This is a genomic window from Streptomyces sp. NPDC015220 (genome assembly GCF_043079345.1).
Classification (GTDB): domain Bacteria; phylum Actinomycetota; class Actinomycetes; order Streptomycetales; family Streptomycetaceae; genus Streptomyces.
The window spans coordinates 850,847-873,148 of record NZ_JBIBUK010000001.1 but is presented as its reverse complement, the minus strand read 5'-3'; the positions used below and the strand labels follow the sequence as shown (position 1 = coordinate 873,148).

Sequence of the window (22,302 nt, the reverse complement as noted above, 5' to 3'; positions counted from 1 at the left end):
GTCGTTCAGCTCCCCGTGGGACGGACCAGCGCGGCCGCGGTGCGCAGCAGGATGCAGACGTCCTGCCACAGCGACCAGTCGTCGATGTAGGCGTTGTCGAACCGGCTGCGGTCCTCGATGGAGGTGTCGCCGCGCAGCCCGTGGACCTGGGCGAGGCCGGTGAGGCCGACCCGCATCCGGTGGCGGGCGGCGTAGCCGGGGTAGGTCTGGCTGAACTGCGCGACGAAGAAGGGACGCTCGGGGCGCGGCCCGACCAGGCTCATGTCGCCCCGGAGCACGTTCCACAACTGGAGCAGCTCGTCGAGCGAGGAGCGCCGCAGCATCCGGCAGAACCGGCGCATCTCGTTCTCGTTCGCCACGCTCCACCGGGTCGCCGACTCGTGCTCGTCGACCGGGCGGTGGGTGCGGAACTTCAGCAGCGTGAACGGCTTGCCGTTCCGGCCGATGCGTTCCTGGCGGAACACCACGCCGGGCCCGTCGGTGACCCGCAGCACCACCGCGCAGGCCAGCAGCAACGGGCTGACCAGCAGCAGCAGCGTCCCCGACACGAGGACGTCCAGCGCCCGCTTGCCCAGGCCCTCGCGGCGCTCCGGGGACATGTCCAGCCGCCGGCAGGAGAACCCGGCCAGCCGCTCGCCCCCCGTGTAGGAGGGAGCGGCGGCGTCGAGCTCCCACACCGCGCAGCCGGACTCGGCCAGCGCCCGCAGCAGCCCCTCCTGTTCGGTGCGCGCGGAGGGGCCGACGGCCAGCACGGCTCTGACCCCGTTCTGGATGACCGCGCGCTTGACCTCCTCGGGGGTGGTCAGCACGGGCAGGCCCTCGCCGCCGTCCGGCTGCGGGGCGACGATCCCCACCGGCCGCACACCGCACCGCGGGTGCCGCAGCACGGCGGCGGCCACCCGCTGCGCGGTCGCCACCGGGCCGACCAGGAGCGCGGTCCGCGGGCGGCGCAGCAGCGCGGCGCGCCGCCGTCCGTGCACGGTGCCGCGCAGCGTGCAGCAGACCGCGGCCTGGAGCGCGAGGCCCGTCAGCACGGTGCGCAGGGACAGCGCGTGCTCCGGCCCGTACGCCGCGGCGAGCGCCGCGAGCGTCAGCCAGGCCACCGCCACCCGGCCCCACACGGCGGGCAGTTCCTCCAGCAGCCCCGCCACCGGCGGCCGGCCGCCGCGCGGGCGCGGCAGCAGCGACACGGCGATCAGCAGGGCGACGAGCAGCGGGTGCCGCTGGGCCTCGGTGAGCGCCACCGTGCCCAGCAGCGCGGCGACGCCGTCCGCCACGAGCAGCGGCACCGGCGAGGCCGGCCGCGCCGGGCGCCGCGCGAGGGACAGGCGGAAACCGGGGGCGGAGCCGCGTGGCGGCAGGATCGAGACGGGTGCGCTGATCTGGTCGTCCCGCGGCTGTACGCCGGGGGAGGGAACGGTGTTGGTGCGTTCGGCGGTCACGAGTGGTTCGACTCCCTGTGCTCGGTGGGCTGGACACCTTGTGTCGTCCGGTCCGCCTCGGTGCCGCGTCCGGTGTCGAGCGGCCGGCCGTGCTCGCCGCCGCGGGCCCGGGCGCGTCGGCCCACTCGGGACGGGGCCGCGCTTGCTCCGGCGGGCCGGATGCCGAGCAGCTCGCGGTAGACGTCCGCGATCTGCTCGGCGGTGTGCCGTACGTCGTGGGTGGACAGCACGTGCCGCCGGGCCCGGTCGCCCAGCGACGCGCGCAGCTGCGGGGCGAGCAGCAGCTCCGTGACGGTCCCGGCGAGCGCCGCCGGGTCCTCCGGCGGGACCAGGAACCGGGCGGCGCAGGACGGCGGCAGGCTCTCGCGGGCGCCGTCGACGTCGGTGACCACCACGGGCCGCCCGCACGCCATCGCCTCCAGCGGGGCCAGCGCCATGCCCTCCCAGCGGGAGGGCAGGACCACGAGATCCGCGGCCTGGTACCAGGGGACGCAGTCGGCGACGGCGCCGGTGAACAGCACGGACCCGGGGGCCCCGGCGCGCAGCCGGTCGCCGTCCGGTCCGTCGCCGACCAGCACGAGCCGGGCGTCGGGCACCTCGCGCACGACGGCCTCCCAGGCCCGCAGCAGGACGTCCTGCCCCTTCTGCCGGCACAGCCGCCCCACGCAGACGACGAGCGGCGCCGCCGGGTCGAGGCCGGCCGCCGGTGCGAGCCCGGCCCGCACGGCGCCGGCCGGGGCCGGGCGGAAGCGGTCGAGGTCGATGCCGTTGGGGACGACGGTCCACCGGCCGTCGATCCCGGCGCGCTCCCCGGTGGCGCGTTCGGCCTCGCTCACGCACACCACCCGCGCGGCCCACCGTGCCGCCCGGCGCTCCCACTTCAGGGCGAGGGCCGCGGTGACGCCGCCGACCGCCTCGAACGACCAGGCGTGCGGCTGGAAGACCGTCGGGATCCGGCCGCGCACCGCCAGCCGTCCGGCGAGCCCGGCCTTGGCGCTGTGCGCGTGCACCAGATCGGGGCGCACCTCGTCGATCAGCCGTGCCAGGCGCCGTACCTCCCCGGCGAGCGACGGGCCCGGCGACCGGGTCGCGGACCAGTGCCGGACGTCGGCGTCGAGGGCCCGCAGCCGAGCGGTGAGCTCGCTGTCCGGGCAGGCGGCGGTGACGTCCAGGCCGTCGGCCAGCTGCGCTCGGACCAGGTCGGTCACGACCCGCGCGACCCCGCCGTCCACCGGCTGGGTGAGGTGCAGGATCCGCGGTCCACGGCGCGTGGCCACGCCGGTGTTCCCGCTCACGGCGATGCGTGCGGCGGGCGGTCGCCGGGCGCTCACCGCGCGGTGTCGACGGCGGCGAAGAGCACGCCGGCCCACGCCGCGTCCCGCTCGGAGCTGAGCCGGAGGGTCATCCGGTCGCCGGCGTCGCGCAGCAGTCCGCCGAGGCCGAAGACGTCGGAGTCGTAGCCGAGGGTGTTGGCGTACGCCGGCACGCGTGCCGCGGGGGCGTCGCCGGGCTCGCTGATCGTGGAGTTCAGGACGTCGTCGGCCGGGTTGGCGGAGTCGGTGAGGTCGACGGCGGACCCGGAGCGGCCGGTGGTCAGCGTGAGGTAGTCACCCGTGGTGCCCCGGTCGCCGTTGTACGCGACCAGACCGGCGCGGCCGCCCGCGCCCGACGGGAAGTCCAGACCGGTCAGCCGCATCTCCTGGTCGCCGCCGGACCGCAGCGGCGCGAAGCCGTCCCAGATCGCGAGGTCGCGCAGCGGCTCCGCCGGGTTCTCGTACGCCACGACCAGCGTCCAGCCGCCCCAGGCCCCGGCCGCCGACTTCCCGCCGGCCACGTTGACCTGCGCCACGGTGTACAGGCCCGACCCGCTCTCCCGTACCAGCCGGGTCACGTCCGCCGAGGCCTGGAAGGCGTCCGCGCCGTCCGCCACCCGGTGTCCGATGGCGGTGTCCGCGACGACCTCCTTGTACGCCCCGCCCGGCTCGGCGATCAGCACCCGCCCGTTCTCCTCCGACGGCTTCTGCTCGCCCACCCGCAGGTTGCCGCCCCAGTACAGGCGCGCGTACGACACCCGCGAGCCGGCGGGCATGCGGACTTCCGCGGAGGAGGAGTTGTACGTGTTGGGGTCCCCGTCGACGTCGATGTAGAGCGTGTCGAAGTCGCCGTTCACCCCCCGCTCGCCCGTCTGCGCGGCGGAGCACGAGGGCCCGCTCTGCCCGGACGCGGAACGGCAGGTGACGGAGGAGTTGGCCGCGCGCACGATGCCGCCGTGCTGGAGTGCGCGGTAGCGCTCGTCGAACGCGAGGCGTCCCGCCTCCGGAGCGGCCGAGGCGACGGGCGCGGCGGCGGGGGAGCCGCCGGGCACCCACAGCGCGCCGAGGGCGAGTACGCCCACCGTGGCGCGGCGCAGCAGCGGACCAAGGGAATGGCGCATGACTGTCGTTGCCCTTTCGAAAGCAGGCGGCGGCGACAGCAGCGGCATGAGTGCGGTGTGTCCGCCTGGAGGTGCGTGGGGAGGCACGCAACTCTAGTTGCCAAAAGGGCGAATATGTCGAAACCGGACAAGTGTGTCGGAATGGTGAAACCAGCTCGTGCACTCCCGACGGCGCACCGGCGTCTCGCCCGCCGCGGCGCACCGGCCTTCCGCCCCGGGCGGCGCGCCGGTCCGCCGTGCAACCGGCCGGTGAAGCCGCCGCGTGCGGCGCGCCGCCGGGGCGGGCGGCCGGCGCGGCTCCCCCGGACGGGCCCGGTCCGGTCGGCGCAGCACACCGCTCCATCAGGAACGACCGGACAACGGGGGAGACACGGGAGGGCCGGAAGGCCCATGACCGGTCGCGGGCGGGCAGGGGGCTTCGACGGCGGCCCGGAGACCACCCGCCCGGCGGAAGGAACCCTCCACGGCCGCCGCCGTTCGGGTCCTTCCGGCGGCCTTCGGACCTTCTCCCCGGCTTGCTTCCGGTTCTCGCCGCCCGGCGCGCCGAGCCGCGGTGCGGGCGGAGATCTCATATGAGGACTTGCGACTTTCGGCCCCTCCGGTTTCCGCCCCGGCCAGGGCTCGTTAGGCACGGCGACAGACTCTCCCTCCGGCGACCTGCGTTGCCGAAGAAAGGAACACGATGAAGTCCCTGAAGGCTGCCGCCATCGTTGCCGGGTCCTTGATCGCCGCGAGTGTCGGTACGCCCGCGTTCGCCGCCGACGTGGCGACCACCGGCCTCAGCGGCAACGTGAACACCCGCCTCCCGCTCGAAGTGGCGCCGCTGATCGAGAAGTCGGACCTGCCCCGCACCGGCAGCAACGGAACGCTGGTCCGCACGGCACAGGGCGCGGCGAACGCGCTGAACGACGCCCGGCCGCTGCACCACACGAGCAAGGACGCCACGACCGCGCTGCAGGACGCCAAGCCGTTCCACGGCGGGCTGGCGCTTTAGGGCACGACGTCGCGCGGAGGGACGGTCCCGGGCGGAGCCCGAGGGCCGTCCCTCCATGTGCACGGCCACCGTCCCGCCCGCGCGGTGGTGACCGCATGGGTGTTCGGCGGCCACGGCTTACGGAGAACCCGACCGCACGAGGAGTGAACCATGGCCGTCAGCACCGGCGGAGCACCGGCGGACGCCGAGGAGGGAGCACGGGATCCCGCGGGGGCCGGACCGGCGGGCAGGACACGACGGGACGCGGCCCGTTCCGTGTTCTTCTGCGCGCTCGCCGCCCTGGTCCCGGTGGCCACCGCCTCCCGGTGGTCGAGCCCGGGTCCCGCGCCCGGCGGCACGCCGGACGGCGCCGCTTTCGACGAGACCTATCGCGGTCACCGCATCCGCGGGCTGCGGACCCCCGCCCGCGGGGCGGCCGCGGACGCCCGGTGGCACGTCACCGTGGACGGCCGCCCCCTGCACCTGATGCGCCGCGCCGACGGCACCTGGCTGAGCATGGTCGACCACTACCAGCCGTACCGGACACCGCTGGAGGCCGCCCGCGCCGCCGTCGACGAACTCGGCCCGGGCCGGCGGCTGCGCGACGTGGCCCCGGGGCCGGCGGACGCGGGACGGACGCACTCGGAGGACCGGCATGGCGTACGTGCGTAAGGACGTCGGCGCGCTCACCCGCGCCGAACGGCGCCGGTTCGTCAACGCGCTGCTGGAGGTCAAACGGCGCGGCGAGTACGAGGAGTTCGTGCGCACGCACATCGAGCACTTCTCCCCGGACGGCGAGAGCGGACTGCGCACCGCGCACATGGCGCCCTCCTTCCTGCCCTGGCACCGCCGCTTCCTGCTCGATCTGGAAGGCGCGCTGCGCCGGGTGGACTCCTCGGTGACCGTGCCGTACTGGGACTGGACGCGCGACCGCACGGCCGGCTCCGCACCCTGGACGGCGGACCTCCTGGGCGGCGACGGGCGCCGCCCGGACCAGCGGGTGACGACCGGTCCGTTCGCCCACCGGGAGGGCAACTGGACCATCAAGGTGGGCGTCACCGACGAGGCGTACCTCACCAGGGACCTCGGCCGCTCCCACGACCCGATCGAACTGCCCACCAGGAGCGAACTGGAGTGGGCGCTGAAGGACCCCGTCTACGACGCGGCGCCCTGGGACTCGACGGTGGGGCGGGGCTTCCGCAACAAGCTGGAGGGGTGGGGCACCGGCCGGGGCAGCGTCTCCTGGCGCAACCACAACCGGGTGCACCGCTGGGTGGGCGGGACCATGCTCGGCGCCGCCTCCGTCAACGACCCCGTCTTCTGGCTGCACCACGCCTTCATCGACCTCCAGTGGTACCGCTGGCAGCGCAGGCACCGCGGGGCCCGCTACCTGCCCGCCGCACCGCCGGGAGCCGGTGACGGACAGCACGACCGGATCGTGGCGCGGCACCAGAGGCTGCCGCCGTGGGACGTCACACCGGACGAGCTGGAGGACGTCGGCCGGATCTACCGGTACGCCTGAGACACCACGCGAAAACGCCCGGCCGGGGGAAACCCGGCCGGGCGCTTGTGAGAAGTGCCGTCAAAGCATGTCAGTTGCCGTAGCCGTGCTTCTTGTGGTGGCCGCCGTTCTTGCAGACGTTGCCAATGGCCGGGTTGAGACCGCCAATCACGTTGACGGTGTTCCCGCACACGTTGACGGGCACGTGGACCGGGACCTGAACCACGTTCCCGGACAGGACGCCGGGCGAGTTCTTCGCCACGGCCGAGGCGCCGGCGCCCGCCGAGGCGAGACCGGCCCCGCCGAGCACCACGGCGCCCGTGCCGAGAGCGATGGTGGCGGCCTTCGCGATGCGAGACATCACTGTTCTCCTTGTTGATTCGGGGAGGTGCGGCAGCAGGACGCGCGGCCGCACCTCCCCTTCAACGCGGAGATCCCCTACCGGTCACGGCGAAACTCCCCGGATCACCCCTTTCGAAGGGGATGGGGTTGCTTCGCCGGGTCGACGGCGGTTCTCATCGGTGAGCCTCGGACGCGGCGCGGCGGCTCGGGTTGGGACGGCGCGGCCCCGGCTGCGGCCGGAACGGCGCTGTCCCGGCTCCGTCGGCGCGGCTCCTGCCCCGTCGGCCCGGTCCGTCGGTCCGGTCCGTCGGTCCGGTCCGTCGGCCCGGTTCCCGCCCTGTCGGCGGCTCAGGCGCGCCGGTTCCGGATCCCGTTCCGGATCCGACGGGCGCGCGACGCGCCGCCCGCGGCCCGCAAGACCCGCCGCGACCTGCACTTTTGAGAAAAGTTACGCGTATGGGCGTTTCGCCTGTCAAAAGCGGCGAAATCTGTCTAGTCTGACGACTGTCAGTGATCAGCCCATAACGGGCTGTAGTGACGCGAAAAGGAGAGGTAATGCGCAAGTTCCAGAAGGCCGCGGTCGTGGTGGCCATGCTCGGCAGCGTCGGCTTCATCGGTGCCGGTGCCGCGCAGGCCCACGGTGGGGACGAGCCGGCCCTCAAGGTCGACAGCCACCAGTCCAACTCGTGCGGCAACGACACTGTTCAGGGCGTTCTGAACATCAGCCGCGTGAACGTCCAGGTTCTGGACATCCTGTCGAACCAGCCTGTCGACCAGGGCGTCTCGACGGCCTGCTCGAACGGCTTCGCCCTCGGCGGCTGACGATCGCTGACTAGGTGATCCGGGCAGGCCCCGGGACCCGGACTCGGTGTCCGGGGCCCGGGGCCCGCCCCTGGCTCTCGCCGGTTCAGGCTTGATTGTCCCTGTCGTCCAGTTACGGGGGATAGACCGCAAAAGGAGTATGCACATGCTGAATTCACGGAAGATCGCAGTCGCGGCGGGAGTGCTGTGGAGCGTAGCCCTGATCGGCGGCGGCGCCGCCCAGGCCTTCGCCCATGACGGTTCCGGCGGTTCCAGCGGCTCCGGCTCGTGCGTCCAGGACGGCAGCGGCAACGTTCGCTGTGAACAGAAGATGGTGTACCGCGACGAGCGCGGCAACGTGCACGTCGTCGCCGACCAGTCGCAGAGCTGCACGGGCGGCCCCTGCGGCAGCACCTTCGTCGTCGGTGACAGGAAGTCCTGACACCCGACCGGGGCGGCCGACGCGTCCCTGACCACGTCGGCATCCGTCGATCGGACATGCCCCACGCAGCGAGACGGCCGGGACCCGTACGGGTCCCGGCCATCGACGTGTCTGCGTTCCGGCCCGGGTGCCGGACGGCGCCGTGCTCCGTCCGGGTGCACTTGTCCGGCCGGCCGCGCCTTCCCCGTCAGGAAGGCGCGGCCGGCGGGGGTCACCTTCCCGGAGGATGGTGCGGCGCTGCGCCCCCGGCAGGACCCGAACCCGCGGCCGAGCGCTTGGAAGACACGGGCACAGGTGCGGCTGTCGACCGGGCCGGACGTCGGCTGACGGTCCCGGCGGAAAGCGTCGGCCGAACTTCGCCACGGCCACCCGCGAAAGCCCGGTGACAGCCGGACGGCCCCGGACCCTCCCTTGCTGGACAGGGGAGTGCCCGCGGCCTCGTCGCGTCTGGTGAACACGCCCTGACCAGCAAAAAGCCCTGTGGCACGACCGTGGCGCGCGTCCGCCCGGGGACGCGCAATGAATGACGGGCCCGGCATCTGTGGCTGCGGCACCGCTGATGCGCGCACCCCCGCGCCGAATCTAGACTGAGGAAGGTGTGAAACGTCGCGATCAGGGAGATATGCGTCATGTCCACGCGAGGCAACAAACGACGTGCGCGTAAGAAGAGGAAGGCCAACCACGGCAAGCGTCCCAACGCCTGAGCCGACCGAGCGCGCCGCCGGGGGCGATCACGCTGGAAGCGCCCCGGCAGGATCGACGAGTGATCGCGGCCCCGTGAGCTTCCGGCGCGTCGGGCGGTCTGTGGACCTGTCGGCTCACCGAACGGCTCGACGACGGCATCCCGCCCACGCGGGTGGTCGAGTGGGCCGAGTCCGCCGCCTGCGTCCGGTGCGTCGAGGGACAGGCGGCGGAAGAACCTGGGGTCTCACTGGCTGCAAGCACACTCGGCTGCCGTCGGTGCCTCCTCGGCGGCCTGGCCGGTGCAGCAGCCGTCGCCGGAGGCGTTGGGATCGGCGCTCTTGCCGAGGGTGTCGGCGTCGGCCTTGACGGCGTAGACCTCCCAAGGCTCTCGACCGGGGCCGTGTACCCAGACCTTGTCCTGGAGGGCGTAGCAGCAGGAGGTGTCGTTCTCCTCGAAGGTGGCCAGGCCGGCGTCCTTGAGCCGGGTGGTGGCGGCGTTCACCTGCTCGGTGGACTCGACCTCGACGCCGAGGTGATCGAGGCGGGTTTCCTGTCCGGGCTCACCCTCGATCAGGACGAGCTTGAGCGGGGGCTCGGCGATGGCGAAGTTGGCGTAGCCGTCGCGCCGCTTGGCCGGTTCGGTGCCGAACAGCCTCGAGTAGAAGGTGATCGACGCCTCCAGGTCGCTGACGCGCAGGGCGAGCTGAGCGCGGGACATGGCACGACTCCCATCGGTTGATTTGACGTCTGTCGATGCAAGGTTCCGCGCTGCGTCGAAGGATGTCAACATAGAGGCATGTCGAATCAAGAACTGGTGGTGCCCGGTCAGAGCGACGAAACCGCAGCCTGCTGCCCCGGGCTGTTGACTGCTCCCCTGGACGAGGACCAGGCCGTCGAGTTGGCGAAGGTGTTCAAGGCGCTGGGCGATCCGGTACGGCTGCGCCTGCTATCGATGATCGCCTCGCGGGCGGGCGGTGAGGTGTGCGTCTGTGACCTGACCCCGGCTTTCGACCTGTCCCAGCCGACGATCTCGCATCACCTGAAGCTGCTGCGGCAGGCCGGTCTGATCGACTGCGAGCGGCGCGGCACGTGGGTCTACTACCGGCTCGTCCCGGAGACGACCGACCGCCTCGCCGGCATCCTGACCCGTCCCGCGGGTGAGCCGTTGCCCGACCGTACCGCGCCTGCCGGGGCCGCCTCGTGAGCGCTGCCACCGCTGAGGGGAACGTCGCCGGGCGCCTGTCGTTCGTGGACCGCTACCTGGCCGTCTGGATCCTCGCCGCGATGGCCGTCGGGCTCGGCCTGGGCCGCCTGGTCCCGGGCCTGGGCGATGCGCTGTCGAAGGTGACCGTGACCGGGGTGTCCTTGCCGATCGCACTGGGTCTACTGGTGATGATGTACCCGGTGCTGGCCAAGGTCCGCTACGACCGTCTCGACACCGTCACCCGCGACCGCCGACTGCTGCTGCCGTCCTTGCTGCTCAACTGGATCGTCGGCCCGGCGCTCATGTTCGCCCTGGCCTGGCTGTTCCTGCCGGACCTGCCCGCCTACCGCACCGGCCTGGTCATCGTCGGCCTGGCCCGCTGCATCGCCATGGTCATCATCTGGAACGACCTGGCCTGCGGCCATCGCGAAGCCGCGGCCGTCCTGGTCGCCCTGAACTCCGTCTTCCAGGTGATCGCGTTCTCGGCGCTCGGTTGGTTCTACCTCTCCGTCCTGCCCGGCTGGCTCGGCCTGGAACAGACCGGCCTCGATGTGTCGGTGTGGGAGATCGCCCGCAGCGTGCTCGTCTTCCTCGGCATCCCGCTCGTGGCCGGCTACCTCACCCGCCGTATCGGCGAGAGGGCCAAGGGCCGCACCTGGTACGAGACCAGGCTCGTCCCGCGTATCGGCCCGTTCGCCCTGTACGGGCTGCTCTTCACGATCGTCGTCCTCTTCGCCCTGCAAGGTGATGCGATCACCTCACAGCCGCTGGACGTCGCCCGCATCGCCCTGCCGCTGCTGGCCTACTTCGCCGTCATGTGGGCCGGGTCCATGGCCCTGGGCCGCGCGGTCGGCTTGGACTACTCGCGTGCGACGACGCTGGCCTTCACGGCTGCGGGCAACAACTTCGAGCTGGCCATCGCGGTCGCCGTCGCCACCTTCGGTGCCTCTTCCGGCCAGGCCCTCGCCGGCGTCGTCGGCCCCCTCATCGAGGTACCGGTACTGATCGGCCTCGTCTACGTCGCCCTGTACGCCCGCCGCTACTTCACCGCCGACGCCGTCTCCACACCGCAGCAAGACCCCGCCCATGCCTGACCCCGCCGCACTGCCGTCCGCGCTGTTCGTCTGCGTCCACAACGCCGGACGCTCCCAGAGGGCGGCCGCCTTCCTCACCCGCCTCGCGGGCGACCGCGCGCATGGCAGAGGCAGGTATCGGCATCTCCGCCGAGGTGCCCGTTGTACAGCGCGAACGCATGCCGACAAGTCAGGCCCCGGAGCACTCCGGTGCCTGACTTACGCCCAGGCCGACATGACGGAGAAGCGGGCTGCCCTCGACAGGCTGGGCGGTCTGCTGGCCGACGATTGACGGGGCCGTTGCCGTCAGCGTTGCCGTCATGGACGCGAAACGCCCTGGAGGGAAGATCCCCTCCAGGGCGTTTTCACTGATAGGAGGTGGCGCCCCCGGCAGGACTCGAACCTGCGGCCAAGCGCTTAGAAGGCGCCTGCTCTATCCACTGAGCTACGGGGGCCTGGTGTGGTGGCCTCTGTCGTGGTGCCCGTACGGGCTGATCCGTGACGTTGCCGGGGACAAGGATAGGGCTCCCGGGTCCTCGTCCCTGTCGCTTCGCCTCCGTGGCTCAGTGTGGAGGTTCAGTGAAGCGATCCCGATAATCGCAGGCAGGTACGAATCGTGCATCGCTTTTCGCGCCTCGCGCACCGGGTGTTGTGCACTCGTTATGCCTGGACTGTGCCCTCGCCCCACTGATCCCTTCCGTCCCTTCTGTCAGTCGGCACGCAGACATGCTCATATGCTTCAGAATTCCCTCAAAATTGGGCATTCTGCACATGTGGTGACCTTGGACGTACGGCCTCAGCTGCTCGACGCACTCTCCGCCCTGCGCGACCGTGTCGCCGCCGCGCGCTTTCCGCTCCCCGTCGTGGGAGCGCCACGCGCGCGTGCCAACCGCGACGAACTGCTCGCCCAGCTCGACGACTACCTGGTGCCCCGGCTCCGCGACCCCGACGCGCCGCTGCTGGCCGTCATCGGTGGATCGACCGGCGCCGGGAAGTCCACCCTCGTCAACTCGCTCGTCGGACGGCGGGTCAGCGAGGCGGGAGTGCTGCGCCCGACGACCCGCACCCCGGTGCTGGTGTGCCACCCGGAGGACCACCACTGGTTCAGCGGCATGCGCGTGCTGCCGGGCCTCACGCGGGTCTGGGAGCCCCAGCAGGGCAATGGCGACGACCCGCCGCCGCCCGACGACGACCCGCGCCTGCTGCGCGTGGAGACGGTCGAGACGCTGCCCCCCGGCCTGGCCCTGCTCGACGCCCCCGACGTCGACTCGCTGGTCGCCGACAACCGTGTCCTGGCCGCCGAGCTGCTCTGCGCCGCGGACATCTGGGTCATGGTCACCACGGCCGCCCGGTACGCCGACGCCGTTCCCTGGCACCTGCTGCGCACCGCCAAGGACTACGACGCGACGCTGGTGACCGTGCTGGACCGGGTGCCGCACCAGGTCGTCTCCGAGGTCTCCCGGCAGTACGGGGCGCTGCTCACCAAGGCCGGGCTCGGCGACGTACCGCGCTTCACCGTGCCCGAACTGCCCGAGTCGGCCTGGGGCGGCGGACTGCTGCCCGCCACCGCCGTGGCGCCGCTGCGCGCCTGGCTCGCCCAGCAGGCGCAGGACCCGGCGGCCCGGCAGTCGGTGACGGCCCGCACCGCCCACGGCCTGCTGGACTCGCTGAAGTCCCGGATGCCCGAGCTGGCCAGCGCCGCCGCGGCGCAGTACTCGGCGGCCCTGCGGCTCACCGCGGCCGTGGACGGCGCCTACGACGGCGAGTACGCGCGCGTGCGGGGCCGGCTCCAGGCGGGGGCGGTGCTCGCCGGCGACGCCCTGAAGCGGTGGCGGGCCTTCCCGCTGGACTGCACCGCCGGCGAACTGCTCGACGCGCTCGTGGAGAGCCTGGGCGCGCTGCTGCTGTGCGCCGTCACCGCCGCCGACGAGCGTGTCGACGACGCCTGGCGGCGCGAACCCGCCGCGAACGCCCCCGGACTCGGTGACCGCGAACCCTCGGTGGAGAGCGCCGAGCACCGGATCGGGCTGGCCGTGCGGCGGTGGCGGCGGGAGCTGGAGGAGTACGCCGAGGACGAGGTCCGCGAGCTGGACCGGAGTGTCGCGCCGGACCCCGAGGTCGTCGCCGCGCTGGCCGCCACCGGACTGCTGGGGGGCCGACGGGCGCGCTCCGCGGGCGAGGGGCTCGCCGAGCGGATCGGCGCCCACGGAGCGCTCCGGCTGCGCGACCGTGCCGGGCGGCTGCTCGCCGACTACCTGGACCGGGTGATGCACGTCGAACGGGAGCGCCGGCTGGCCCCGCTCGACGCCCTCGAGGTGCAGCCGGAGCCCCAGGCCGAACTCATCGCCGCGCTGTCCGTACTGCTGAAGGAGAGGTGACCGGTGACCGCCGTCACTGATCAGGACCAAACGGAACACACCGCCCGGACGAAGGGCACGGCCGACGCGGACGGGCGGGGCGCACTCGACGCGGAGGGAACCGCGAGCGCCGAGGGAGCCGACGGCGGCCCGCGCGGAGCGGGCGCGGAGCGTCCCGCGGGGAGCGGGGAGCCGAAGACCGCCGAGAGCGCCGACGGCCCCGTCGGCGGCGGTGGCCTCGGCGGCGCCGGAAGTGCCCGCCGCGCCGGAGCCCCCGGCGCCAGGGCCCACGGCGGTGCCGGGCGTCCCGGGCCGGACCGCTCCCCCCGGGCCGCTGCCGGACCGGGCGCCGCCGCGCCGGGCGACGGCCGTCCACGGACCGGACCGGACCGCGCGCTGGTGAAGCCCGAGCGCGGCCACGCGCGTGTGCCGGACGGTGACCGCCACGCGCGTGGGCACGACGGGGACGCCCGCGGGAACACGGAGCCCGAGGGGGTCTGGGACGACGGGCTGATCGCGCGCCGGGTCACCGAGACCGCCGCCGCCGAGCTCGTCGTCCCCGTGGAGCCCCGTGTCACCAGGTCGCTGCCCGCGCCGCCCCTCGCGTACGACGGCCCGCTGCGCTCACGGCTGGACGCGCTGCGCGAACTGGTCGGCCTGTCCCGCACCCGGCTGGACCCCCGCACCCTCGCCGAGGCGGGCCGGGTCCTCGACGAGGCGGCTGCCCGGCGCCGGCTCTCCGGGCAGCACACCGTCGTCGCCATCGCGGGCGCGACCGGCAGCGGCAAGTCGCAGCTCTTCAACACCCTGGCCGGAGTGGCCATCTCGGAGACCGGCGTGCGCCGGCCGACCACCGCGGCGCCCATCGCGTGCAGTTGGAGCGACGGCGCGGCGAGCCTGATCGACCGGCTGGGCATTCCGGGACGGCTGCGCAGGCGTCCCGTGCAGGGCCCGGACGCCGACCCGCAACTGCGCGGCCTGGTCCTGGTGGACCTGCCCGACCACGACTCGGCCGCCGTGCAGCACCGTGAGCACGTGGACCGCATCCTCGGGCTCGTCGACGCGGTCATCTGGGTCGTCGATCCGGAGAAGTACGCCGACGCCGTCCTCCACGAGCGCTACCTGCGCCCCCTGGCGGGCCACGCGGAGGTCATGTTCGTCGTCCTCAACCAGGTCGACCGGCTGCCGGGGGAGGCCGCCGACCAGGTCCTCGACGACCTGCGGCGACTGCTCGACGAGGACGGGATCGCCCTCGGCGAGCACGGCGAGCCGGGCGCGACCGTGCTCGCGCTCTCCGCGCTCACCGGGGAGGGCACCGGCGAGCTGCGCGAGGCGCTCGGGCAGTTCGTGGCCGAGCGCGGCGCGGCGGCCCGGCGGATCTCGGCCGACGTGGACGCCGCGGCGGACCGCCTGCGGCCCGTGTACGCCGCGCGGCGGCGGCCCGGCCTGAGCGAGGAGGCGCGCGAGGAGTTCGCGGCCCGGCTCGCGGACGCGGTGGGCGCCGTCGCCGCGGGCGAGGCGGCCGAACGCGCCTGGCTGCGCAACGCGGGCCGGGCGTGCGGAACTCCCTGGCTGCGGCTGTGGCGGTGGTACCAGGACCGGCGCGAACCGCCCACCGGCCGGCTGCCGGTGCGCGCGCAGCCGGACGAGGAGGCGACCGCGCGGCAGCGCGTCGAACAGGCGGTGCGCACGGTGGCCGACCGGGCCTCGGCCGGCCTGCCGGCGCCGTGGGCGCAGGCGGTCCGCGAGGCCGCGGTGCGCGGAGCCCAGGGCCTGCCCGAGGCACTGGACGAACTGGCCGCACGCGCCGGGCTGCCCCCCGGGCGGCCGCCGCGGCCGGGCTGGTGGCCGGCGGCGGTCCTGGCGCAGGCGTCGATGACGATCCTCCAGGTCGTCGGCGGCCTCTGGCTGGTCGGTCAGATCGCCGGGGTGCTGGCGCCGAACCTCTGGGTGCCGGTTCTGCTGATGATCGCCGGCATCGTCGGCGGGCCGATCGTCGAGTGGAGCTGCCGGATCGCGGCGCGCGGACCGGCACGCCGGTACGGCCAGGACGCGGAGCGCCGATTGCGGGAGGCGGCGGCGGGCTGCGGCCGCGCCCGGGTCCTGGACCCGGTGGCGGCGGAGCTGCTGCGCTACCGGGAGGTGAGGGAGCAGTACGCACGGGTGAAAGGGGCGGGGACGCGGTGACGGGGGAGCGGGAGGGCCGGCGGAGGGGAGGAGCCCTGCGCCGGCCCTCCCGGTGTCCGGCGGAGGGGAGGAGCGCTCCGTCGGCCCTCCCGGTGTCCGGCGGACCCGTTGCCGGCCGGTACCGCTCGCCCCACCGCTCCGGCCGGCCCCATCGGTCTCGCCGGCCGAGGCGCCGGTTCGAGGGGGACGGAGGGCGACGCCACCCGTGCGGGTGAGGGAGTTGTCCACAGGCGGACGGTGGTCCACAGGGCTCTGCGGGCCCGGCCCGGCGGCGGCAGTCTGGTTCCGCGGCGATCGCGACGGACGCGGTCGGCACGCGGCGGACGAAGCCGTACGGGACGGGCCCGTGCGCATGCCCGCCCGGCCCGGACGGCCGGACGAGGGAGGGGTTCTGTGATGAACGAGACGATGATCTGCGCGGTGGGGAACGTGGCGACGCAGCCGATGTTCCGGGATCCGGGGTCGGGCGCGTCGACGAGGTTCCGGCTGGCGGTCACCTCGCGCTACTGGGACCGCGAGAAGAACGCCTGGGCGGACGGGCACACCAACTTCTTCACCGTGTGGGCCAACCGTCAGCTGGCCGCGAACACCATGGCGTCGCTGAACGTGGGGGACCCCGTCGTCGTGCAGGGCCGGCTGAAGGTGCGTACGGAGACCCGTGACGGCAACACCCGGACCTGGGCGGACATCGACGCCGTGGCCATCGGGCACGACCTGTCGCGCGGGACGGCCGCCTTCCGTCGCTCCGGCCGGCAGGAGCCGACGGCGGCCACCGGACCGGCGGCGGCCGCCGGACCGGGGGTGTCCGCTGGACCGGGGGTGTCCGCTGGACCGGCAGTGCCCGTCGGGCCGGCCCGGCCCGAGCCGGCCTGGGAGACACCGGCCGCGGACACCGTCCCCCGACAGCAGCGGGAACCGGCCGCGGTGACGTGAGGCGAGGAGCCGGCCGGCCCACCGGCCCGCCGGACCACGGATCGACCACGGACCCACCCCGGGCCACACCGGTGGTTTTGTCGACACGCCCGCCTCGTGGGCGGTACTTGGCGATAACGATTCCGATTCGGATCAGTCGTCTGACGATGTGACAGAGAACCGTGGTGCGCAAGATCCCTAGGATGCCGGACGTGGCTCCATGAGCCTGGAGATTCTGCTGGTGGGACCGCACCCCCACGCCAACCGGTCCTGCTCGAAGGGGAATTCTGTGTGTGCTTCGTACTCCGCGCCGTCCACGCACGGGCGAGGGGCGTGCCGTCTGGCCGCCGTGACCCTGGCCTCCGGACTGGTCGTCGCCGGTGTGCTGGCCGCCGCCGGCCCGGCCGCCGCCGACGGGCGAGGGCAGAGCCAGGGCGGGGCCACCGCCACCATGGGCGGCCTGAAGACGTACGGCGCCGCCGTCATCCATGACGCAGGCGGGGACCGCCAGGTGTCCGCGGGCCTGTTCGAGATGTCCGTGGACGGCGGCGGCACACTTCAGACGTACTGCGTCGACCTGCACAATCCCACGCAGCGGGACGCCAAGTACCGCGAGACGGCCTGGAGCGGTACCTCGCTCGCCGCCAACAGGAACGCCGGAAGGATCCGCTGGATCCTTCAGCACTCCTACCCGCAGGTGAACAACCTGGCGGCACTCGCCGCCAAGGCGGGAGTCGGGAGCCTCACCGAGCAGGACGCCGCGGCCGGCACCCAGGTGGCCATCTGGCGCTACTCCGACGGCGCGCGCGTCGACGCCGTCGACCCCAGGGCCGAGAAGCTCGCGGACTACCTCCAGAAGAGCGCCGGCGACCTGGCCGAGCCGAAGGCCTCGCTGACCCTCGACCCGCCCGCCGTCTCCGGCCGCCCCGGCGAACGGCTCGGCCCGGTGACCGTGCACACCAACGCGGGCGGCGTCACGGTGACACCGCCGGCGGACGCCGCCGACGGAGTCCGGATCGTCGGCCGCAACGGCAAGCCGGTCACGTCCGCCAAGGACGGCAGCCGGCTGTACTTCGAGGTGCCCAAGGCCGCCGACGGCGACGCCGCCCGCGCGTCGGGCAGCACGAGCGGCTCGGCCCAGCTGACCGTCCAGGCCTCCACCATCGTGCCGGTCGGCCGCGCCTTCACCTCCGACAGCCGCAGCCAGACCCAGATCCTGGCCGGGTCCAGCGAGTCGACGGTCTCCGCGACCGCCCGTGCCACCTGGGCCGCGGAGGGTGCGATACCGGCCCTGTCCGCGGCCAAGGACTGCGCCGAGGGCGGCCTGGACATCAGAGTGGTCAACAAGGGCGACGAGGCATTCGCCTTCGCGCTGATGGGCACCGACCACAGCGTCCCGGCCCGCACCGCCAGAACGGTCACGGTCCCGCTCCAGGAGGACCAGGCATACGACTTCACGATCACCGGCCCCGGCGGCCACGCGCAACGGTTCACCGGTGTCCTCGACTGCAAGGTCCAGGGCAGCGGGATCGGCACGAAGACCCAGATGCTCGGCGAACCCACCCCGGCGATGGCGGGCGCCGTCCCGGAGGGCACCAACCTGGCCGAGACCGGCGGCACCGACACCACCCCGCTGATCGCCGCCACCGGCCTGAGCCTCCTGGTACTGGGCGCCACGGCCCTGAGCATCGTCCGCAAGAAGAAGGCGACGCAGGACTGAGCCGGCCGGCCCGGCAGCGGCACCGGGCTCGCCGCCCCGCGGCGTGCGGCCACGGGAGCCGTCGTACCCGCCGGCCGTCAGTAGCGGTGATTGGGCCAGTGCGGATCCGTCCAGCGGTCCTCGCCGGTGAGTCCGAGCAGTCGTATCCGGTGCCGCAGATCCGCCGATGCGCCCGACTCACGGAGCCGCACCGCAGCATGCCGGAGGAGCCAGGCGACCAGTTCGGCGCGCGTCCCCTCCTCGTCGTCCTCGTACCAGCCGACGCGCCACGGCAGACCGTCCCCCAGGAGCTCGTACTCCCATTCCGCGACCGCCTCGGCGAGACGTCGGTCACTGAGGTGCCCGGTCTGCTTCTCCCAGTCGGCGAGCCAGGGGCCGAGCGTCCCGGACGCCTCGGCACACATCACGAAGACCTGGTGCGCCGGGACGGCGGCGTCCGGATCGGTGAGGCTCTGCTCCCACCAGGCATGCAGGAACTCGCGTACCGGATCGGCGTGATCGTCGGGCCACCGCTGCCAGCGGCCGCGGGCGAAGGAGTGTCCGGCCTCCTCCAGTCCGAACACGGTCTCCGCGCGACCGGTGACCAGGGCCCTGGCGAACTGCGGCAGGATACGGCGCAGCACGGCCGCGTGATCGTCCCAGTCGACGGCCTGCCAGGTCCGCCGCAGGAGGTCCGGTTCCAGTTCCACGTCCGGCGTCTTCAGAAGGGAGAGCTCCTGCGCACTGCCCCAGTGGCATTCGCAGTTGTGCTCGTCCGGACCCGCGGTCATGCCGCGGAAGGTGAGGGAAAGTCGGTCCAGGGCGGCGCTGAGGCGGCGGCGGGCGGGATGGTCGGCGGGACGCATGATGTACCCGGGCCTTCAAGGACTCCGTACGGCTTCCGCCGACCGAAGATCGCCACCCTACCCGGTGCGGCGGGGCCTTGATCCGGCCGCCCGGGAACGGGTGCGGACCGCGCCGAGCCGACAGCCGCTGGGGCCGCCCCTGGGCCGTGCGAGGGTGTCCGAGGCCGACCGACGGTGACCGGCAGTGCCGGGCGAGCCGAGCCCCGCCCGGAGAAACCTTAGATCACAGGCCCCGGACCGCATGGGTTTCCGTCCAGGGGTGGCGGTCAGGCAAGATGGGGTGTATCTGCCCACTGCCAGATTCAAGCTGCCGGACGGTTTCTCTTGGCTGAGTTCATTTACACCATGCGCAAGGCGCGCAAGGCGCACGGCGACAAGGTGATCCTCGACGACGTCACCCTGAATTTCCTCCCGGGTGCCAAGATCGGCGTCGTCGGCCCGAACGGTGCCGGTAAGTCGACCGTGCTGAAGATCATGGCGGGGCTCGAGCAGCCCTCCAACGGTGACGCGTTCCTGTCGCCCGGTTACAGCGTCGGCATCCTGCTCCAGGAGCCCCCGCTGAACGAGGAGAAGACGGTCCTGGAGAACGTCCAGGAAGGCGTCGCCGAGGTCAAGGGCAAGCTCGACCGGTTCAACGAGATCGCCGAGCTCATGGCCACCGACTACTCGGACGCCCTGCTCGACGAGATGGGCAAGCTCCAGGAGGAGCTCGACCACGCCAACGCCTGGGACCTCGACGCCCAGCTGGAGCAGGCCATGGACGCCCTGGGCTGCCCGCCCGGCGACTGGCCCGTCACCAACCTCTCCGGCGGTGAGCGCCGCCGGGTCGCGCTGTGCAAGCTGCTGCTCGAGCAGCCCGACCTGCTGCTCCTCGACGAGCCCACCAACCACCTCGACGCCGAGTCCGTGAACTGGCTGGAGCAGCACCTGGCCAAGTACGAGGGCACCGTCGTGGCGGTCACCCACGACCGGTACTTCCTGGACAACGTCGCCGGGTGGATCTGCGAGGTCGACCGCGGCCGCCTGCACGGCTACGAGGGCAACTACTCCAAGTACCTGGAGACCAAGGCCGCCCGGCTGAAGGTCGAGGGCCAGAAGGACGCCAAGCGCCAGAAGCGGCTCAAGGAAGAGCTGGAGTGGGTGCGCTCCAACGCCAAGGGGCGGCAGGCCAAGTCCAAGGCGCGTCTGGCCCGCTACGAGGAGATGGCCGCCGAGGCCGACAAGATGCGGAAGCTGGACTTCGAGGAGATCCAGATCCCGCCGGGCCCGCGCCTGGGCAACGTCGTCGTCGAGGTCAACGACCTGCACAAGGGCTTCGGGGAGAAGATCCTCGTCGACGGCCTGTCCTTCACCCTGCCCCGCAACGGCATCGTCGGTGTCATCGGCCCCAACGGCGCCGGCAAGACCACCCTGTTCAAGATGATCCAGGGCCTGGAGACGCCGGACACCGGCGACATCAAGGTCGGCGAGACCGTCAAGATCTCCTACGTCGACCAGGGCCGCTCCAACATCGACCCCAAGAAGACGCTGTGGGAGGTCGTCTCCGACGGGCTCGACTACATCAACGTCGGCCAGGTCGAGATGCCGTCCCGGGCCTATGTCTCCGCCTTCGGCTTCAAGGGCCCGGACCAGCAGAAGCCAGCCGGCATCCTCTCCGGCGGCGAGCGCAACCGGCTCAATCTGGCGCTCACCCTCAAGCAGGGCGGCAACCTGCTGCTCCTCGACGAGCCCACCAACGACCTCGACGTCGAGACCCTGTCCAGCCTGGAGAACGCCCTGCTGGAGTTCCCGGGCTGCGCCGTGGTCGTCTCCCACGACCGGTGGTTCCTCGACCGAGTGGCGACGCACATCCTCGCCTACGAGGGCGACTCGAAGTGGTTCTGGTTCGAGGGCAACTTCGAGTCGTACGAGAAGAACAAGATCGAGCGGCTCGGCCCGGACGCCGCGCGTCCGCACCGCGCCACCTACAAGAAGCTGACCCGGGGCTGATCGATCTTGCGGCACACCTACCGCTGCCCGCTGCGCTGGGCGGACATGGACGCGTACGGCCACGTCAACAACGTGGTGTTCCTCCGCTACCTGGAGGAGGCGCGCATCGACTTCCTGTTCCGCCCGGACAAGGATTTCCGGCAGGGGTCGGTGGTGGCACGCCACGAGATCGACTACAAGCGGCAGCTCGTCCACCGGCACGCGCCGGTGGACATCGAGCTGTGGGTGACGCAGGTCCGAGCGGCCTCCTTCACCCTCGGCTACGAGGTCAAGGACGGCGACACGATCTACGTCAGGGCCTCGACGGTGATCGTGCCGTTCGACTTCGAGACGCAGCGGCCGCGCCGGATCACCGAGGAGGAGCGGAAGTTCCTCCAGGAGTACATGGACGACAGCGAGGAGGAGGCCGTCGCCGCATGACGGTCCTCCACCTCGCCGACGACACGGAGGCGGCGGACCTCGCCGCCTTCCTCTCCCGGCTGCTCCACTACGACCGGGCCGCCGCGGTGCGGTTGCAGGCGGCGGGCACGGCGCTCGCGGTGTTCGGACGGCCGACGTCCTTCGAGGTGCTGGCGGTGCGCACGGTGCGCCTGGCCAAGCCCTACGAGGACGGGCTGGACGTCACCCTCGACGTGACCGTCTCCGCGGGCGATCTCCTGGAGTCGGTCGACGACACGGCGGCCACGGCCGCCGTTCCGGCCGCGGTGACCGGTCCGCCCTGGGCGGGCGTGCTGCCGCCGCGCGGCGGCTGGCGCCCGGAGCCCGGCCTGCCCGCGGCGGACGCCCTGCGCGCGGTGCTCTCCGCCGCCGTCGCCGAGTTCCGCTCGCGTACGCGGGGGCTGCCGGACGAGCGGCGCACCCGTGCGGAACTCGACCGCATCGGCCGGGAGATCTGGTCCCGGACGGTCGGGGAGACCCGGCTGCCGGTGCGTGCCGTGCACGCGGCGCAGTCGCTGGGGTTCCTGCGCGCCCCGTCGGCCGGGCCCGCGACGACCGCGGCCGTACCCGGGGGCTCCTCGTCGGCCGTACCCGGGTCCGGGTCGCCGGAAGAGGCCGGGGCCGGAGGCGGGCCCGTGCTCTTCTCCTCCGGGGCCTGGCTGCGGCTGCGTACGCCGTACGGGTCGATCGCCGTGCGGCAGGCGGGGCTCGGGACGCTGGGCGTCAGCGTCCGCTGAACCGCGCTTCGTCAGACGTCGAAACGCGGGCCGGGGGCCGGGGCCGTTAGAGTCCTCCGCCGTCGTCCTCGGTTTTCCGCCGTCGTTCTCGGTTTTCCGCCGTCGTTCTCGGCTTTCCGCCGTCGTCCTCGGCTTCGCGCCGAGGTCCTCCGGTCGCCCCGCCGGAATCCCTGAAGCGTCCGCCGGATCCGCTTTCGCTGTCCGGCTCGTTCGCACCGGTC

At 73.1% G+C, this 22,302-nt stretch carries 21 protein-coding genes, 1 tRNA gene and 1 pseudogene; 16 read left to right on the top strand and 7 right to left on the bottom strand.

Annotated features, from left to right (window positions below; translation table 11 throughout):
- Positions 1-5: 5 nt before the first annotated feature.
- Genes ACF061_RS04095 through ACF061_RS04085 form a run of 3 tightly spaced genes read right to left on the bottom strand, consistent with a single transcriptional unit; the run spans position 6 to position 3,876 of the window.
- The gene (locus tag ACF061_RS04095; RefSeq protein ID WP_392265212.1) at positions 6-1,442 is read right to left on the bottom strand and encodes an exopolysaccharide biosynthesis polyprenyl glycosylphosphotransferase; all 1,437 of its coding nucleotides are present in this window, start codon (positions 1,440-1,442) and stop codon (positions 6-8) included.
- A complete protein-coding gene (locus tag ACF061_RS04090; RefSeq protein WP_392265211.1) occupies positions 1,439-2,719 on the bottom strand; it encodes a glycosyltransferase in 1,281 nt (426 codons plus the stop codon). Before ACF061_RS04090 ends, ACF061_RS04095 begins: the two co-directional genes overlap by 4 nt.
- Before the next feature lie 50 nt (positions 2,720-2,769).
- Positions 2,770-3,876, bottom strand: coding sequence for a DUF3344 domain-containing protein (locus ACF061_RS04085; protein ID WP_392265210.1), 1,107 nt, complete (start codon positions 3,874-3,876; stop codon positions 2,770-2,772).
- A gap of 682 nt (positions 3,877-4,558) precedes the next feature.
- Here ACF061_RS04085 and ACF061_RS04080 point away from each other — a divergent pair.
- The 3 genes from ACF061_RS04080 to ACF061_RS04070 all read left to right on the top strand — a co-directional run bounded on the left by ACF061_RS04080 (position 4,559) and on the right by ACF061_RS04070 (position 6,371).
- Positions 4,559-4,870: a hypothetical protein gene (locus ACF061_RS04080; protein ID WP_392265209.1), complete on the top strand. Its 312-nt coding sequence runs from the start codon at positions 4,559-4,561 to the stop codon at positions 4,868-4,870.
- 150 nt (positions 4,871-5,020) lie between these two features.
- Positions 5,021-5,521 (top strand): tyrosinase family oxidase copper chaperone, encoded by a 501-nt coding sequence (locus ACF061_RS04075; RefSeq protein ID WP_392265208.1) that lies wholly within the window; start codon positions 5,021-5,023, stop codon positions 5,519-5,521.
- Positions 5,505-6,371 carry a tyrosinase family protein gene (locus ACF061_RS04070; RefSeq protein ID WP_392265207.1) on the top strand — a complete coding sequence of 289 codons (867 nt, stop codon included), beginning with the start codon at positions 5,505-5,507 and terminating at the stop codon, positions 6,369-6,371. Before ACF061_RS04075 ends, ACF061_RS04070 begins: the two co-directional genes overlap by 17 nt.
- A gap of 70 nt (positions 6,372-6,441) precedes the next feature.
- On the opposite strand, the gene ACF061_RS04065 is transcribed toward ACF061_RS04070, so the two are convergent.
- A complete protein-coding gene (locus ACF061_RS04065; protein ID WP_392265206.1) occupies positions 6,442-6,711 on the bottom strand; it encodes a chaplin family protein in 270 nt (89 codons plus the stop codon).
- 536 nt (positions 6,712-7,247) lie between these two features.
- Here ACF061_RS04065 and ACF061_RS04060 point away from each other — a divergent pair.
- From ACF061_RS04060 to ACF061_RS04050, 3 genes are all read left to right on the top strand, one after another.
- Positions 7,248-7,514 (top strand): hypothetical protein, encoded by a 267-nt coding sequence (locus ACF061_RS04060; protein WP_392265205.1) that lies wholly within the window; start codon positions 7,248-7,250, stop codon positions 7,512-7,514.
- A gap of 145 nt (positions 7,515-7,659) precedes the next feature.
- On the top strand, positions 7,660-7,935 hold the full coding sequence (locus ACF061_RS04055) for a hypothetical protein (RefSeq protein WP_392265204.1): 276 nt from the start codon (positions 7,660-7,662) through the stop codon (positions 7,933-7,935).
- A 629-nt stretch (positions 7,936-8,564) separates the two neighbouring features.
- Positions 8,565-8,639: a 50S ribosomal protein bL37 gene (locus ACF061_RS04050; RefSeq protein ID WP_392265391.1), complete on the top strand. Its 75-nt coding sequence runs from the start codon at positions 8,565-8,567 to the stop codon at positions 8,637-8,639.
- Positions 8,640-8,863: 224 nt separating this feature from the next.
- Here the strand turns inward: ACF061_RS04050 and ACF061_RS04045 are convergent, their stop codons facing one another.
- Positions 8,864-9,337, bottom strand: a complete 474-nt coding sequence (locus tag ACF061_RS04045) for an ArsI/CadI family heavy metal resistance metalloenzyme (protein WP_392265203.1) — start codon at positions 9,335-9,337, stop codon at positions 8,864-8,866.
- Positions 9,338-9,415: 78 nt separating this feature from the next.
- Between ACF061_RS04045 and ACF061_RS04040 the strand changes: the two genes are divergently transcribed.
- The 3 genes and pseudogenes from ACF061_RS04040 to ACF061_RS04030 all read left to right on the top strand — a co-directional run.
- Positions 9,416-9,823 (top strand): ArsR/SmtB family transcription factor, encoded by a 408-nt coding sequence (locus ACF061_RS04040; protein ID WP_392265202.1) that lies wholly within the window; start codon positions 9,416-9,418, stop codon positions 9,821-9,823.
- On the top strand, positions 9,820-10,917 hold the full coding sequence (arsB, locus tag ACF061_RS04035; RefSeq protein WP_392265201.1) for an ACR3 family arsenite efflux transporter: 1,098 nt from the start codon (positions 9,820-9,822) through the stop codon (positions 10,915-10,917). Before ACF061_RS04040 ends, arsB begins: the two co-directional genes overlap by 4 nt.
- Positions 10,910-11,018 (top strand): annotated as a pseudogene (locus ACF061_RS04030) (phosphotyrosine protein phosphatase); the annotation flags it as partial. The gene arsB and the pseudogene ACF061_RS04030, both read left to right, overlap by 8 nt.
- A 257-nt stretch (positions 11,019-11,275) precedes the next feature.
- Here ACF061_RS04030 and ACF061_RS04025 read toward each other — a convergent pair.
- A tRNA-Arg gene (locus ACF061_RS04025) sits at positions 11,276-11,351 on the bottom strand.
- A 318-nt stretch (positions 11,352-11,669) separates the two neighbouring features.
- On the opposite strand from ACF061_RS04025, the gene ACF061_RS04020 reads away from it, so the two are divergent.
- The 4 genes from ACF061_RS04020 (at position 11,670) to ACF061_RS04005 (ending at position 18,072) form a co-directional block, all read left to right on the top strand.
- Complete coding sequence (locus tag ACF061_RS04020) at positions 11,670-13,274, top strand: dynamin family protein (protein WP_392265200.1); 1,605 nt, start codon at positions 11,670-11,672, stop codon at positions 13,272-13,274.
- 3 nt (positions 13,275-13,277) lie between these two features.
- Positions 13,278-15,440 (top strand): GTPase, encoded by a 2,163-nt coding sequence (locus tag ACF061_RS04015; protein ID WP_392265199.1) that lies wholly within the window; start codon positions 13,278-13,280, stop codon positions 15,438-15,440.
- A gap of 396 nt (positions 15,441-15,836) precedes the next feature.
- Positions 15,837-16,373, top strand: coding sequence for a single-stranded DNA-binding protein (locus ACF061_RS04010; RefSeq protein WP_392265198.1), 537 nt, complete (start codon positions 15,837-15,839; stop codon positions 16,371-16,373).
- A 268-nt stretch (positions 16,374-16,641) separates the two neighbouring features.
- Positions 16,642-18,072: a Cys-Gln thioester bond-forming surface protein gene (locus ACF061_RS04005; protein WP_392265390.1), complete on the top strand. Its 1,431-nt coding sequence runs from the start codon at positions 16,642-16,644 to the stop codon at positions 18,070-18,072.
- Between the two features lie 77 nt (positions 18,073-18,149).
- Here the strand turns inward: ACF061_RS04005 and ACF061_RS04000 are convergent, their stop codons facing one another.
- Complete coding sequence (locus ACF061_RS04000; RefSeq protein ID WP_392265197.1) at positions 18,150-18,917, bottom strand: hypothetical protein; 768 nt, start codon at positions 18,915-18,917, stop codon at positions 18,150-18,152.
- Between the two features lie 324 nt (positions 18,918-19,241).
- Between ACF061_RS04000 and ettA the strand changes: the two genes are divergently transcribed.
- Genes ettA through ACF061_RS03985 form a run of 3 tightly spaced genes read left to right on the top strand, consistent with a single transcriptional unit; the run spans position 19,242 to position 22,081 of the window.
- Positions 19,242-20,906 (top strand): energy-dependent translational throttle protein EttA, encoded by a 1,665-nt coding sequence (gene ettA, locus ACF061_RS03995; protein WP_392265196.1) that lies wholly within the window; start codon positions 19,242-19,244, stop codon positions 20,904-20,906.
- Between the two features lie 6 nt (positions 20,907-20,912).
- Entirely contained in the window at positions 20,913-21,326 is a 414-nt protein-coding gene (locus ACF061_RS03990; RefSeq protein ID WP_392265195.1) for an acyl-CoA thioesterase, read from the top strand.
- A complete protein-coding gene (locus ACF061_RS03985; RefSeq protein ID WP_392265194.1) occupies positions 21,323-22,081 on the top strand; it encodes a hypothetical protein in 759 nt (252 codons plus the stop codon). The genes ACF061_RS03990 and ACF061_RS03985 overlap by 4 nt, the downstream gene beginning before the upstream one ends.
- Positions 22,082-22,302 lie beyond the last annotated feature (221 nt).